This is a genomic window from Rhizobium alarense (assembly GCF_021555155.1).
Classification (GTDB): domain Bacteria; phylum Pseudomonadota; class Alphaproteobacteria; order Rhizobiales; family Rhizobiaceae; genus Rhizobium_D; species Rhizobium_D alarense.
This window is the reverse complement of sequence record NZ_JAKGBU010000059.1, coordinates 20631-34517: the sequence shown is the minus strand read 5'-3', so window position 1 is coordinate 34517 and position 13887 is coordinate 20631. Positions and strand designations below refer to the sequence as shown.

Below are 13887 nucleotides of genomic sequence, written 5' to 3'. Positions count from 1 at the left end.
TGTTGCCGCCGTTGCCGGTCAGGGTGTTGGCGAGGCTGTTGCCGGTGGCATTGTTGCTCGCCGACCCCGTTAGGGTCAGCTTTTCGAAAAAGTCCGCGAGCGTGAAACTGACGGAGCTCTCGATCGTATCCGTCCCGCCTGTGCTCGTTTCGACGAGACTGATGCCGGCCGTGTCGACCTTGTACGTGTCATTGCCGTTGCCGCCATAGACGCTGCCCGTCACAGTCCCACCCACTGTGTCGAAAACATCGTTGCTGTCGCGAAGGTAGACGTCGCCGATGATGTCGCCACGGTTGACGAGCGTCTCGCTACCTGCGGAACCCGAATAGGCATAGGTCGTTCCGCTGATCGTGCCGCTGTTGAAGATGCTGACGTCCTGGCCGGCGACGAGAACCGTGTTGATGCCGACGACACCCGAGATCGTGCCGCCAAGATTCTCAACTTCGCCGTTGTCGTCGGAGATGTATACGGCCGTGCCGTCGGAATCGATGGTGCCTTCGTTTTTCAGGAACGCGCTGTTGCCTTCGAGTCGGATGGCGAAATTGGTTCCGAAGATCGAGCCGCGGTTGACGATACTCGCGTCGGCTCCCTGCATCGAGATTGTGATGTTCTCTCCCGTCACGGTGCCGGTGGCCGAAACCGTGATTTTCGTGTCGTCAGCCAGGAGCAGAAAGGCATAGTTGGTGCTGAAGCTTTCGAGTGTCCCGTTTATTTCGAAACTGTTGCCCGTAAAGGCAACACCGCCGAAGAAGACATCGTCTCCGGTAACGCTGATCGTGACGCCCGCGTCGACGATATAAATGTCATCGTCGGCCGAGAGGTTGGTGCCAGTAGTGGAATCCGTAGAGTATTGGAAAGTTGTCATCGTTCGAAACTCCGCAAAAATACGCACCCAAACAGACAATAAGTCTTGGGTCTGTGAATTCAGTATTTCGAAACGCCAACTTTATCTAATAAAACTAAGATAAATAAAAGTCAATTCATCAAGTTTTTTGAAATGCCATGATTAAATCTACAGATAATGTAATTATTGCCTACATAAGTATGATTTCCATTCATGCGTGTGTATGACGTTTGAAGATGCCATCTTATTCTTCTGGAAATTCTTCTGGAGATTCGGGGGCTTGGCTATGCTGAGCAACGCATGCTGCTGGCGCGATCTTCAAAGGACCGGCGGCACAGCGTCAGGGTCTACCGGCTATTCCTGGTGGTGCACAATCACGCCCCGCGCCCGTGCGGCTGCAGCGCGTGACGATTTAACGACGTCATTCCGGAGATGGGCCAGAGTTGAGCAGGGCGCATTCATCTCATCGACAGCCCCTTTTTGGATCACTGTCGGAATGCCGGGGACAAATGTGCGGGTCAGCGGAGACTCGCTCCGGCGGAGGAGCGCCATCATACGGTGTGCTGTTAAAGTAGTGCACTCATCGATATACAGTGAGCATTGTTCGGATGCGATGATGCACCGCCAGAAAACTGTCAAATTTCCATCTTACTATGATGAAATGCTTGCTGAAAAATACCCTTCGGATGAAGGTACGAAAAATCGTTTACAAATTCTTATATTCATGTAATCTTAAATCCACAAATTTGAACAATTCTGTGTGAATATCTCCGGCGAGGCATCAAAATATTGCCGCGGCGTTATCTGTTGAGTGAAATACACGCAAAGCTTGTTTTTAGTCACGAATTTCAACTCTGCATTTTCCCGCACGCGAATTGAGGTCGCCAAGGGCCAGTGTAGATGTTGTGTGAAGACGGAAGAAATCGGGCAGTGGGGCACAATTCGTTCAAGTAGAGTGGGGACATCACATGGCAGCCACCCGCCCTGAAATTCAACCAGAAGTTCGACAAGACCGCGAGACGAACGGAGACGAAGCGGGCAGCAATGCACCCGGACCGATGCGGAGGGCGAAGTTGCTGTGGCGGCGCATCAACTCGCTGAGCCTCGTTCAGGTGCAACGGCGCAAGTTCGCGGCCATCATTCGCAATGTCCGCAATTCCAGAGCCCTGTTCGTCACGGATGTCGTTCTGGCACTCCTGTCGCTCCTGCTGGCCTATCTCCTTCGTTACGGAATCGACACCGTCTATCTTCGTACGGATCTGTTGCGAACCCTGGTCATCGCCGCGCCCCAGTTTCTGCTGGTCTGCGCCATCGTCTTTCCCCTTGCGGGTCTCTACAACAGAAACTGGCGGTACGGGTCGATCTCTGACCTTTGGGCGATCCTTCGTGCCGTCGCCGTAACGTCGCTGGTCCTGGTCAGCATCCTGTTCTTTGCAACCCGCCTGCAGGACATTCCGCGCAGTGTCATCCTTGTCGAGGGCCTTCTGCTGACAGCATTCCTGTCGGCATCCCGTTTGACGTTCCGCATGGATGAGTTCCGAACCCTCGGGCGCGAGATCGCTTTCGGAAAGAAGTCCAAGGATAAGACCATTCCGATATTGCTCATCGGCGCCGGCGGCGCGGCCGATCTCTATCTGCGCGCCCTCAGCAGAGAGAAGGACAGCACCTATGTTCCGGTCGGATGCCTGGACGCCAGCGATCTCCACAAGGGCATGTGGCTGCGCGGCGTGCCAATTCTCGGCTCGTTCGACGAGTTCGGGACGGTCATCGACAGCCTGACTGCACAAGGCCAGGCGCCGCGTCATCTCGTCTTCACCGAACCGCCGACCTCGTTCGGCCCGGACGTCTGCGACAGGCTGCTCAAGGCCGCAGAACAGCGGGGTATCGCCACGTCGCGTCTTTCCCACCTGACCCAACTCCGGAATACGAAGGAGGAGAACCGCTACGAACTGCGGTCGATCGAACTTTCGGACCTGCTCGAGCGGCCGCAAGCCTTGCTCGATCGGCAAGCGGTCGTCCAACTCATACGGGGACGGCGCGTGCTCGTTACCGGCGCGGGCGGATCGATCGGCAGCGAACTGACATTGCAGATCGCCGCATGCCAGCCCTCCGAGATCGTGCTTATCGACAACTGTGAGTACAATCTCTATGCGATCGACCTTGCACTGAGCGAGCGCTTTCCGGCTATCCGGCGAACTGCCCACATGTGCAACGTCCGTCGCGAAACGCGTGTGAACGATATTTTTGCCGTGCATGAGCCCGAGCTGGTGTTTCACGCCGCGGCCTTGAAGCACGTCCCGATGGTGGAGCTCAACCCCTGCGAGGGGGCCTTGACCAATGTCATCGGCACGATGAACGTCGCCGATGCAGCGACCCGCTATGGCGCGCTGGCCATGGTACAGGTGTCGACGGACAAGGCGGTCAACCCGACGAGCGTCATGGGAGCAACAAAACGGCTCGCAGAACTCTATTGCCAGGCGCTCGACCTGCGTGGCTTCGAAAACCACAACGGGCCGCGCTTCATGACCGTGCGCTTCGGCAATGTTCTTGGTTCGAGCGGGTCGCTGATCCCGCTGTTCAAGCAGCAGATTGCCAAAGGTGGCCCGCTCACCGTCACCCATCCCGAGATAACCCGGTTCTTCATGACGATCCGGGAGGCCGTCGAGTTGACGCTGCAGAGCTCGGCCTATGGCCTGGAAGGTGAAATCGGCCAGGGCGAAGTTTTCGTACTCGACATGGGCGAGCCGATTAAGATCGTCGATATCGCGCATCGCATGATCAGGCTTGCCGGTCTTGTTCCCGATGTCGACATCGCCATGAAGTATATCGGTCTTCGACCGGGCGAGAAACTCTATGAAGAACTCTTCGACATGGCGGAAGAGCGTGTTCCTTCCCCGGTGCCGGGCGTTCTCGGAGCCGTTCCGGTGCCCGTTCCTCTCGATCTGCTGCAGGACTCCATCGCCTTGCTCAAGGTCCATTGCGAGGCCGGCGACGAGGATGCCGCCGTGAAGGTTCTCTCGGATCTTATCCCGGGCTATGTCCGCGAGTCCCGCGCTGCGAGCAATCCCGTTGGCAGCGGAGGAGCGGTGCTGCGGCAACGCAATGCGCTGGGTGCTTTTGCCAGGAGCACATCTTTCGTGCGCCAGGATAAGCGACCAGTTCGCAAGGGACGCAGCTCGCCGACCGGCGAACCGGGGATTGTATGAGTAGCGATGCCTTGACCCCACTTCGCGTCCTCAATTGCATAACGGGCCTGAACATTGGCGGGGCGGAATACATGCTCGCCCGTTTCGCCCGGAGCCTCGCGGAGGCAGATATCGAGCCACAGGTGCTCTCGCTCTTGAAGCTCGGACCGGTCGCCGCCCTGTTTGGCCAGAGCGGCATCCACGTCGAGTCGCTCGACATGGACCAGTCGACCATTTCGGTTGCGGCGATTCGGAAGTTGCGCGCGACCGTTCTCCGCTCCCGGGCCGATATTTTCCACGGCTGGATGTATCACGGAAATCTGGCGGCGAGCCTTGCCGCGCTCTTTCAGCGCCCGCGCCCGGTCATCTGGAGCATTCATCACTCGGTCGACGATATACGGGCCGAGAAGCGGTCGACCCGCTGGGTCATCCGCCTGCTGGCACGGTTGTCCTCGTCGGCGACGGCGATATCGTATTGCTCCCGCGCGTCGGCTCGGCAGCACGAAGCGCTCGGCTTCGACAGTTCGCGGAGCGTGATCGTTCCGAACGGCATCGACTGCGACAGTTTCCGGCCGGTCGACGGCGCGCGCCTTCGCCTGCAGCGGCAGTTCTCGATCCCCTCGGATCGCCTGATCGTCGGCAACGTGGCGCGGGCGCATCCGATGAAGGACCATGAGTCCTTCCTGCGGGCAATCGCCGCGCTCGACAGGCAGGGCCTGAACGTGCATGGCCTCATCATCGGTGCCGGCCATGAAGAAGATAGTGCGGCGCGGCGCACGGCGCGCGAGCTGGGGATCGATCATCGCCTGTCCACACCCGGGCCGCGATCCGATGTTGCCGAACTCCTGCCGGGTCTCGACGTTTTCCTGCTCTCGTCCGCGTGGGGGGAGGCCTTTCCGCTTTCGGTTGCCGAGGCGATGGCCTGCGGGGTGCCGGCCATCGCCACCGACGTCGGCGACTGCGACTGGCTGTTAGGGGACCGTCGCTATATCGCCAGGCCACGCGAGCCGGAATCGCAGGCGGCCCTGGTGGGCGACCTGCTCCGGCTCGAAGCAGGCGAGAGAAAACTGCTTGGAACGCTGGCGCGGAAGCGCATCGTCGAAAATTTCTCGCTGCAGCAATACACGGAAGGCCATCGGCAGATCTACGAGACGGCACTGTCCCGGCAACACTTGCGGAGTGCGGCATGAATGTCTTGGGTATGGAAGGAGCAACGGGCCTCCTTGAAGGACAGGCCAGAACCAAGAGGGAGTTCGCATCCGTGACGCCGGCGAAGCGCGTTGCGGTGGTGGCGAGTTATTCGCCGTCCCTTATCAACTTCCGGTTGGAGCTGCTGAAGAGAATGGTCGAGTCAGGCCACTCGGTCGTAGCGCTCGCGCCTGAGGACGATCCGATCGTCACGGCGCAACTCGCCCGCATCGGTGTCGAATTCCGGCGGGTGCCGATGGCGCGGACCGGGGTCAATCCTCTCCAGGATGTGCACACGCTCTGGGCGCTTTGGAGAACACTCCGCGAGATACGACCCGACGTCGTTATCCCCTACACCATGAAACCCATCATCTATGGTGGCATAGCCGCGAGGCTCGCCGGCGTGAAGCAGCGCAGTTTTCTCGTAACCGGGCTTGGCCACGTCTTTTCCGAGGCGGCCGGCAGGAGCGCAAAGGGCAGGGCGGTAAAGGCCCTCAGCATTGCGCTCTATCGCCATGCACTGTTCGGCGCCGACGTAGTCTTCGCATATAACGAAGCGGATGCCGACGACATCCGCCGGCACCGCATGCTGGACGACGAGCATATCCTCGAACTCGTGCCCGGATCCGGCGTCGATCTCGAGCACTTCGCCTATCGCGAGCCGCGCCGTGACAAGGCGGTCTTTCTCCTGGTCGCGCGCCTGCTCGAAGACAAGGGCGTCGTCGATTTTGTCGAGGCGGCAAGGCGGCTGAAACCGCAATTTCCAGCAGCGGAGTTCCGGATTCTCGGGCATTTTGACCCCAACCCATCGGCGATCTCCCGGGAGCAGATGGATGCCTGGGTGAAGGAGGGTCTGGTGACCTATCTGGGCGAGACGCGAGATGTCCGGCCCTTCCTTGCCGACTGCAATGTCTTCGTACTGCCTTCCTATTATCGGGAGGGCATACCGCGCAGTATCCTTGAGGCCCTGTCCACCGGGCGGGCGATCATCACCACCGCTCTTCCCGGCTGCCGCGATACTGTCGTCGATGGCGTTAACGGCTATCTCGTGCCGGCGCGGGATCCGCGGCAGCTCGCCCAGGCGATGATGCATTTTGCCGAAAATCCCGCAGATGCCCATCGTATGGGACTGCGCTCCCGCGACATTGCCGAGTCTCGGTTCGACGTGCACGAAGTCAACAAGCGGCTGATGCGGCGCTTCGGTCTTACCTGACGGAAGTGCCCGAATGCGTCGCCTGCGCCATGGCGACGTTGAAGGCATGGGCAAAAGCGATCGAGAGCAGCACCGGCATTGCCCAGAACCGGCCGTAGACGTGAGCGAAAGCATTGGTTGTCAGCAGGAAGAGCGTCACGCTGCAGAAGGCGCATGCGGCGAAATAGCGGCCTCCGGGATACCGGAGCGCGGTAAGCGCGGGTCCGAGCCCCGCTCCCGTCATCAGGATGAACCCGGCCATGCAGAACAGGCCGCCCTCGGTCCACAGCAGCAGGTAAAGGTTGTGGACGGGCTGCTCGAGGAAGCTTGTGACCTGGTACTGGTCGGCACCGAGGCCAAGGAAAACGATGTGGTCGGCGCGTCCAATCGCCTCTTCGATCAGTTCGAGCCGGTGGTCGAAGCTCCCTGCCTGGCCGATGTCACCGCTCTCGAGGGCGCCCAGCACCCGTCGCTGGAAGGCGGCCGGCAGATAGTCTCGCGCCCAGTAGTCGATTGCCGCAACGCCCCCCACCGCCGCCAATCCGACGGGCAGCAGGCGTTTCCATCCGAACGCGACGAGACAGAAGACGCCGACGGCATAGGCAATGGAAGCGAGGCCGGTGTTCGAGCCGGTCAGCATGACGCCGAGACCCATGACCGGCAGCGCCAGATAGGCAAGCCTCGTCAGGCGGCCAGTCGCGCAAAGCACGAGCAGAAGGGGCACCGAAAGCGCGATGACCGCAGCACATTCGTTCTCGCGCTCGATGAATCCCGTCAGGCGCCCGCTGCCGCTGACGAATATCGTGTTCGTCTGCCCGTCGACATAGATCAGATAGATGCCGTGCAGGCACATGAGGAGGATCGAGAGGATATAAACTTTCACAAGTCGTGTAATCTCGGTCTGACTGCGTCCGGCGGCAAAAAGAAAGACGAAGAAATAGGCGAAGAGATATTGCACGACGAGAATCAACCCTCTCAACGCGTCGCCATTGACGAGGCTGCTAAGGAGAAGTGTCGACAACAACACCGACAGTCCAATGAGCCACCAGACGGTGCTCGCGGCACCAATGCCGCGCAAGGATAGACGACCGGTTATCAAGAGGATGAACAAGCTAAATGCAATAAAAACATCACTCAACGTGATGTAGAATGCAGGATACCTCAGGAAATTCATCGACGAAAAAAACACAGCGGCGATCGCGAAGACAAATTCGATCTTGAGCGCCGCCGGTCTGAATTTCTCCAGCCTATCCAGTAGCTTCCGGGTGGCTTGAGGATTGCGGCGCGCAGCCCACTCGCCATGTCTCTGGTTGTCCGTTGCGCTCATGCCCATTCCCTTTATGCGGGCTGACGGAAGAATAGCGGGTTACGCAGAGTGATAGAATTCTTGCGAGGATTTTCATCCTAAGGTTTTAATAAACTTGGCATATATACATCCATAGTCGTATATAACTCATTTGACAGTGATCGCATTTCGAATTCAAGTAACCGATAGAATTTTTTGGAGGGGTTCATACGTCCCTACAGAGACGCCATCTTTCCATCGGAAGCGTTCGGAGGCATGATGCTTACCACGGATCGTCCGTCCGACTTATTCGTTGCGCGCAATACGATTGCATCAGGCACGCCTGCCAGTCCACGCGGCGCTGGGGCCTATGGCCCACAGGAGACCCTGGAGCTGTTGTGGCGTTACCGGCGATTTCTGGCCGTCGTCGTTTTGGCAGGTCCTTTGCTCTCGCTCGCGATCGGCTTGCTGTTGACGCCGATCTACACGGCCTCTTCGGCACTGGTCTTCGATCGCAACGACAATCGACCTTACGAGGCGTCTGCCGACGCTCGTCAGCTCGAACGCAACAAGTCGGCCATGGAGACCGAGCTGGACGTCATCCGCTCGCGTGTGTTCCTTGGAACCGTCGTCGATTCACTCGAACTTGTAAACGACCCATTCTACAACACCTATCTCTCGTCCGCGGAGTCCCGCTTCGACGGATTGTTCCGGACGCTGGGGCTCAAGGGCAAGGACAGCAGGGCGGGACAGGAAGCGCGCAACGTGTCGCCGCAGGCCCAGCGCGACCGTGCGATTTCCCGGCTTCTGGAAACCTTCACCGTTGACCGCAAGGGCGACAGTCTGGCGATGACGGTTCATGTCAAACAGACAAATCCCACGAGAGCTGCAGCGCTGGCCGATGCGATCGCCGAGCGATACGTTTCGTGGACGTCGAAGCTGAAGGACTCCGCCACCCGACAGACCGTCGAGTTCCTCGACCAGCAGGCGTCCGATCTCGTGCGGTCCATCGCCGAGAAGGAGCGGGAGATCGCGTCGTTTGCTTCGGTAAGCGATCTTTCCTTCGATCCCAAGGACGACCTCTTGCGCGCGCGGATGGAGCAACTCAACGAGCAGTATACGCTCGCCCGCGTGGACGAAGCCGGTGCGTGGGCGAGGGTGAACGAGGCCAAGCGCCGCCGCTCGGTATCCGGCGACGCGGGCGTCGGCGAAGTCGTTACGTCTGACCACCTGACAGGCCTGCGTACCGAGGGGGCCAGGCTGGAACGGCTCCTGGCACAGCTGAGTTCGAAATTCGGCAAGAGTCATCCCGAGGTGATGGACGCGCAGGCGGAGCTCACCTCCAATCGCGCGATGGCTGCCGACGAAGCCAATCGCATCATCCGCGGGCTGGAAAACGAGGCCGAGATCGCCAGCTTGCGCGTCAACAAGTTTGCGGCGGAAGTGGGCGTGCTGCAGGAGAGGATAAAGAGCCGCAACCTTTCGGAGATCAAGCGGCGGGAGTTGGAGCGGGACCTCACCAGCGAACAGAAGCGCTATGACGCCGTCGTCCAGCGCCTCGGCGAACTCAATCCGGAAGTTCTCGAGGTGAAGAATTCGGCCGTGGTCGCGTCCTACGCCGAGGTGCCCACCGAACCGTCATTTCCCCAGCTCGGGTTCCTGATCGCGGGAGGCACTGTCGGATTTATTTTCCTTGGCGTAGTCGCCGTCATCATCGCGGATCTGTTCGACAGCCGCCTCTATCAGCCCGACATGGTCGAGGGCGTGTTGCGGCGACCGAACCTCACGACGATACCGGACTACCGCATCGGCGCGCGCATGGCGATCGACCCCTACAGCCTGATGCTGAAAGATCCCAATACGGCGATTGCGCGGGCGACGCGCAGCCTCTGCCTTGCCTGGCGTTCGCTCGACAGGCAAAGCGGCGGCAAGATCCTCATGGTTGCCTCCGCCAATTCCGGCGACGGCAAGACGACCTGTGCTCTGGCGATGGCGGCCATGGCAACCACAACCGGCGTGCGGACGGTCATTGTGGACAGCGACCCGCGCAGCAACGGAGCGGCAGCGCGACTGCAGGTTCTGTCGAGCGACACGGAATGGCGCACCACGCCGCCGCGCACCGGAGACCGCGTGCCCGTCTCGCCGCTCTACCCCTATCTCAACGTCATCGTCAGCCGGCCATCGGCGCATGATTGCGAGCAGCTGTTTGCGTCGCTGCGCGACAGCTTCGATCTTGTCATCGTCGATGCGCCCGCCCTCTCGGAGTCCCAGGAAGCCGTCTGGCTTTCGACTTATACCGACTCGGTCGTCGTCGTCGTATCGTCCGGCGTAACGCGCGAGCGTGATCTTGCCTACCTGGCGGAGCGCCTGAACCTCAGCGACGCGCTGCTTCTTGGCGGCATCTTGAACTTCCACGGGCGGCCGCGAGACGGGATCGGTGGCGCCGGCTGGAGTGCACGTCTTGCCGGCCTGATCGGCCGCGGACGGACGCGCCAGCCCGAGTTCGTCCACTGACGCCTTCGCGCGTCCGCAGATCTCAACCTTCAATCAGGTGGCCGGTCTATTCCTTGATGCTGCCGACAAGGCGCCGATAGGACAGGTGCATCGTGATCAGCCAGAGTGCCGACATGACGATATGGGCAATGTTGGCGCCCATCGCACCGATCTGTGGTATGGCGACAAGAGCGGTTGCATGGAAGAAAAGCGTGGCGATGAGAACGCTGTTCAGAACCGCGCGCTCCTGTCCCATCGATAGCAGGGCCGAGCGTAGCACGGCCGCACACAGGGTGAGGACAACGGCGAAGCCCTGGACGATCACCAAGGGAGCTGCGGCGGCAAACGCCGGTCCGGCGGCAAGCACCAGGAGCGGCTCGATCGTCGGATAGAGTACGACGAGGCCGATGATACCTGCGGCAAGCAGCAAGAGCTGCGTCTGTGAAACGATGCGGGTGAATGACTTTATCGACTGCGCCGCCCAGGCCCTGCTCAGTTCCGGATAGACCACGGCCTGCACCTGTACGCCGGCCTGCTGACCCAGCCGGCCGATCCGCTTTGCAATGTGGTAGAGGCCGGCCGAAGCGGCGTCGGTCAACGCCCCGACGATCAGCGTGTCGAGTTCGCTGGCGCTGGAACGGATCGTCAGCGACAGGTTGGCCGAGAGCGAGAAGCGCCAAAGACCCGGAAAACGCACGCGGATTCCCTGCATCGACATGAAGAGGATTCCGCCAAAGTTCTGACCGCGGAGTACCCTCATGGCAATCCAAAGGAGCCCGAGCCCGCTGAAAATCTGGGTCAGCATCCAGATCAGCGTGAATTCGAGGAGGCCCCAGTTGAGTGCCACGCCGACCCCGCACAGGCATGCGCGGGCAACGCTCGACGCCACCTGCAGATAGGCGAGGGAACGGAACCTGCCGAACAGGCGCAGCACCGCCGTCGGCATTCCGCTGAGCTGGAACGGCAGGACGAAGCAGTATATCAGTGCAAGTGTCCGCGTGTCCGGCGCAATGCCGAAGAGACTGGCGCCGGCCACCAGCAGAACGACCGCCAGCGCCCACGCCAATATCGCAGCCGAAAGATCGAGCACCAGCCCGAATTTAAGGAGTTGCTTCAGGTCTTCGGTGCGGCCGCCCTCAAGCGCCTCGGCCCCATACTTGATCAACGGCTGCCAGGACTGGAAGCTGATGATGCGCTCGATGGCTCTCGTATAGGTGAAACAGAGGGCGAGGATGCCATATTGCGTCGGTCCGAGAGCGCGGGCCGTCAACGCAAACGCAACGAGACCGATGACCGTGCTCGACGCGTTGCCCGCCAACAAATGGCCAATGCTGCGGATCCTGGAAGAAAAGTCAGCGCCCGGGCGCCACCCTGAGACGCGTTTGCGAAGCTTCTTTCGGGCATGTTGTAGATCAAACAGCACCATTGCCCCACTTCGCTGACCAAGACCCGGAGTTCCGGTTCGACCTGTGACCGTCCCGCCGGGAGCAAATATCCGCTCAAACAACGAAGACGTGCCAGCGGCGAGAAATATTCGGTTCTGCCTTTTTCTTTTATAACAATAGCTTACATTTTTCTCTATTCCGGGTTGAAGTTGAAATATCTCGAAAAAAACGGCGGTGCGCTGTTGTCAAAGCTTCGTTATGATCCAATAATGACAATGCCATTGTGGGATGCAATGTTCGTCATTTCTTCGGATCCGAGGTCTTGCATGTTCGGCCCATCTTTGTGTCTGTTCCCTTTCATTTCCAGGCTGGGTGCGCTGCTGACCGTCGTTCCGGTCGCTTTCGCACTGTTCGCGGCGCCCGGCGTTGCGTCGGCGAACATCGACGATTATCGCCTCTCGGAAGGCGATGTGCTGACGTTCGACTTTCTTGACGATGACGAGTTGCCGGTCACGCTGACCGTGACCTCGGATGGCGACGTCCAGTTCCCCCTGATCGGCGACGTCCGGGTCGAGGGGCTGACCCTTGGGGATGCCGTGGAGCGGCTACGTTCCGAGTTCCAGACGCGGGACATCCTGAAACACCCCAAGATTTCCCTCAACGTCGCGTCGTTCCGTCCCATCTACGTGCTCGGCGAGGTCAAGAACCCGGGATCGTTCGCCTATGTGCCCGGGCTGACCGTACGCCAGGCGATCGGCCTTGCCGGAGGTACCCAGACCGCGACGACCAATCCGGGCGACCGGGTCGTCGCGCGGGCCAGACTTCGCGGTGAAATGGATGGTGCGCAATCCGAAATCGTCCACGAGGCCATCTATGCCGCCCGCCTGTTGGCGCAACTCGAGGGTCGGGAAGTCATCGACATGAAAGACGTCCCCGACGCCGCCAAACCCTATCTCGAGGATATCTCGGCCAGGGCCGTGATGGAGATCGAGCAGCGGATACTCGACACCGACCGGGAGAACACGAAGGCACAGATCGATATCCTGACAGAGGGTATTTACGAGGCGGAGCAAGGGCTCAAGATCCTTGATGACCTGAAGATCCAGCAGGAGGAGATCGTCGAGATGAACCTGCGCGACCTCGAACGCGTGAATACCTTGCGCAAGCGGGAGCTGAACACGGAAAGCGACCTGTCCCGGGCGAAGGCGAATACGTCGAACGAGAAGTCCCGTCTGCTGGAGATCGTCGCTGAAATGTCCCGCTCGCGCCGCGAGCTCGGCAGCCTCAAGCTCGAACTGTCAAAGCTCAAGGCGGACAGGACGCGCGATATACTTGAGAAGCTGCAGGAGAGGGAACTGGCAATCAACAAGCTTCTGGCTGCGCGCAAGTCTGCGGAGGAGCAATTCTACCTGCTGGCGGCAGTGGCGGCTGAGGAGGCCAAGAAGGGCACCATCAGCTTCACCTACGAAGTTCGCCGCAACAGGGACGGGTCCCAGAGGTCGGAGATGGCCGACCTGGTGGCACCGCTGCTGCCGGGCGACGTCGTCTATGTCGGTATCGCCGGTATCTGAGGGGCAGTCGTCCGCACCGTCCGCGCGTGGCCATCATCGAGGAAACCCAGTGAGTTCAGTGTCATGCAGGTAAGCAATCTCGTCGTGGAAGGAACCAATCGCGGGCCGCTGACCGCGAAGCGGCTGGTCGACATTCTTTCGGCCTGCCTGCTCCTGCCCGTCGTGCTGTCGTTGTCTGCCGTGACGGCGGCGATCGTCTACGTCTGCCTGGGACGCCCGCTCGTCTTCCGCCAGCAGAGGGCGGGCCGCGACATGCGAACCTTCGACGTCATCAAGTTCAGGACGATGACGGACGTGCGGGATGAGGACGGCGAGCTGTTGCCAGACGAACAGCGGCAGACCGCCGTTACAGCCATGTTGCGGCGCCTGCGCCTCGACGAACTGCCGCAACTCCTGTGCGTTCTGCGAGGTGACATGTCGATGGTCGGCCCGCGGCCGCTGCCGCGCGATACGTTGATGAGGTTCGGCGAAATTGGCGAGCTGCGCTGCAAAGTCTCGCCGGGTGTGACGGGCTGGGCTCAGGTCAATGGCAATACACGACTGAGCGATGAAGAAAAAATTGCATTGGATATCTGGTATGTCGACAGGAAAAACCTGGCACTGGATTTTTCTATACTTGGAATGACGGTGGCAACCATCCTGCGGGGCGAGCGCGTTGACGTCCGCAATCTGCAGAGGGCGCTCCTGCACCTGCGGCAACGGCGGGCTCTTTTGACCGACAGGATTCCCACTCACGGAGACTGA

8 protein-coding genes and 1 pseudogene are annotated in these 13887 nt (G+C 60.1%); 6 read left to right on the top strand and 3 right to left on the bottom strand.

Annotation, left to right across the window (positions count from 1 at the left end):
• A pseudogene (locus LXM94_RS17775) lies at positions 1–904 on the bottom strand (hypothetical protein); the annotation flags it as partial.
• A gap of 908 nt (positions 905–1812) precedes the next feature.
• Here LXM94_RS17775 and LXM94_RS17770 point away from each other — a divergent pair.
• The 3 genes from LXM94_RS17770 to LXM94_RS17760 are packed head-to-tail and all read left to right on the top strand — an operon-like array spanning position 1813 to position 6430.
• Complete coding sequence (locus LXM94_RS17770) at positions 1813–4050, top strand: nucleoside-diphosphate sugar epimerase/dehydratase (protein ID WP_235772811.1); 2238 nt, start codon at positions 1813–1815, stop codon at positions 4048–4050.
• Positions 4047–5219, top strand: coding sequence for a glycosyltransferase (locus LXM94_RS17765; RefSeq protein WP_268965165.1), 1173 nt, complete (start codon positions 4047–4049; stop codon positions 5217–5219). The genes LXM94_RS17770 and LXM94_RS17765 overlap by 4 nt, the downstream gene beginning before the upstream one ends.
• Entirely contained in the window at positions 5216–6430 is a 1215-nt protein-coding gene (locus LXM94_RS17760; RefSeq protein ID WP_235772809.1) for a glycosyltransferase family 4 protein, read from the top strand. Before LXM94_RS17765 ends, LXM94_RS17760 begins: the two co-directional genes overlap by 4 nt.
• On the opposite strand, the gene LXM94_RS17755 is transcribed toward LXM94_RS17760, so the two are convergent.
• Positions 6423–7736 carry an O-antigen ligase family protein gene (locus tag LXM94_RS17755; protein ID WP_235772808.1) on the bottom strand — a complete coding sequence of 438 codons (1314 nt, stop codon included), beginning with the start codon at positions 7734–7736 and terminating at the stop codon, positions 6423–6425. The two genes, LXM94_RS17760 and LXM94_RS17755, sit on opposite strands and share 8 nt — an antisense overlap.
• 237 nt (positions 7737–7973) lie before the next feature.
• Here LXM94_RS17755 and LXM94_RS17750 point away from each other — a divergent pair, with 237 nt between their 5' ends.
• Positions 7974–10208 carry a GumC family protein gene (locus LXM94_RS17750; protein WP_235772807.1) on the top strand — a complete coding sequence of 745 codons (2235 nt, stop codon included), beginning with the start codon at positions 7974–7976 and terminating at the stop codon, positions 10206–10208.
• 46 nt (positions 10209–10254) lie between these two features.
• Here the strand turns inward: LXM94_RS17750 and LXM94_RS17745 are convergent, their stop codons facing one another.
• Positions 10255–11613, bottom strand: a complete 1359-nt coding sequence (locus tag LXM94_RS17745) for a lipopolysaccharide biosynthesis protein (RefSeq protein WP_235772806.1) — start codon at positions 11611–11613, stop codon at positions 10255–10257.
• Positions 11614–11898: 285 nt separating this feature from the next.
• On the opposite strand from LXM94_RS17745, the gene LXM94_RS17740 reads away from it, so the two are divergent.
• Together LXM94_RS17740 and LXM94_RS17735 are read left to right on the top strand one after the other, a co-directional pair.
• On the top strand, positions 11899–13143 hold the full coding sequence (locus LXM94_RS17740; protein ID WP_408015661.1) for a polysaccharide biosynthesis/export family protein: 1245 nt from the start codon (positions 11899–11901) through the stop codon (positions 13141–13143).
• A 63-nt stretch (positions 13144–13206) separates the two neighbouring features.
• On the top strand, positions 13207–13887 hold the full coding sequence (locus LXM94_RS17735; protein WP_235772804.1) for a sugar transferase: 681 nt from the start codon (positions 13207–13209) through the stop codon (positions 13885–13887).

What these genes read in the sequence shown, in the direction of transcription:
- LXM94_RS17770 (WP_235772811.1), top strand. Translation starts at nt 1,813, where the DNA reads ATGGCAGCCACCCGCCCTGAAATTCAACCAGAAGTTCGACAAGACCGC.
- LXM94_RS17765 (WP_268965165.1), top strand. Translation starts at nt 4,047, where the DNA reads ATGAGTAGCGATGCCTTGACCCCACTTCGCGTCCTCAATTGCATAACG.
- LXM94_RS17760 (WP_235772809.1), top strand. Translation starts at nt 5,216, where the DNA reads ATGAATGTCTTGGGTATGGAAGGAGCAACGGGCCTCCTTGAAGGACAG.
- LXM94_RS17755 (WP_235772808.1), bottom strand. Translation starts at nt 7,736, where the DNA reads ATGAGCGCAACGGACAACCAGAGACATGGCGAGTGGGCTGCGCGCCGC.
- LXM94_RS17750 (WP_235772807.1), top strand. Translation starts at nt 7,974, where the DNA reads ATGCTTACCACGGATCGTCCGTCCGACTTATTCGTTGCGCGCAATACG.
- LXM94_RS17745 (WP_235772806.1), bottom strand. Translation starts at nt 11,613, where the DNA reads ATGGTGCTGTTTGATCTACAACATGCCCGAAAGAAGCTTCGCAAACGC.
- LXM94_RS17740 (WP_408015661.1), top strand. Translation starts at nt 11,899, where the DNA reads ATGTTCGGCCCATCTTTGTGTCTGTTCCCTTTCATTTCCAGGCTGGGT.
- LXM94_RS17735 (WP_235772804.1), top strand. Translation starts at nt 13,207, where the DNA reads ATGCAGGTAAGCAATCTCGTCGTGGAAGGAACCAATCGCGGGCCGCTG.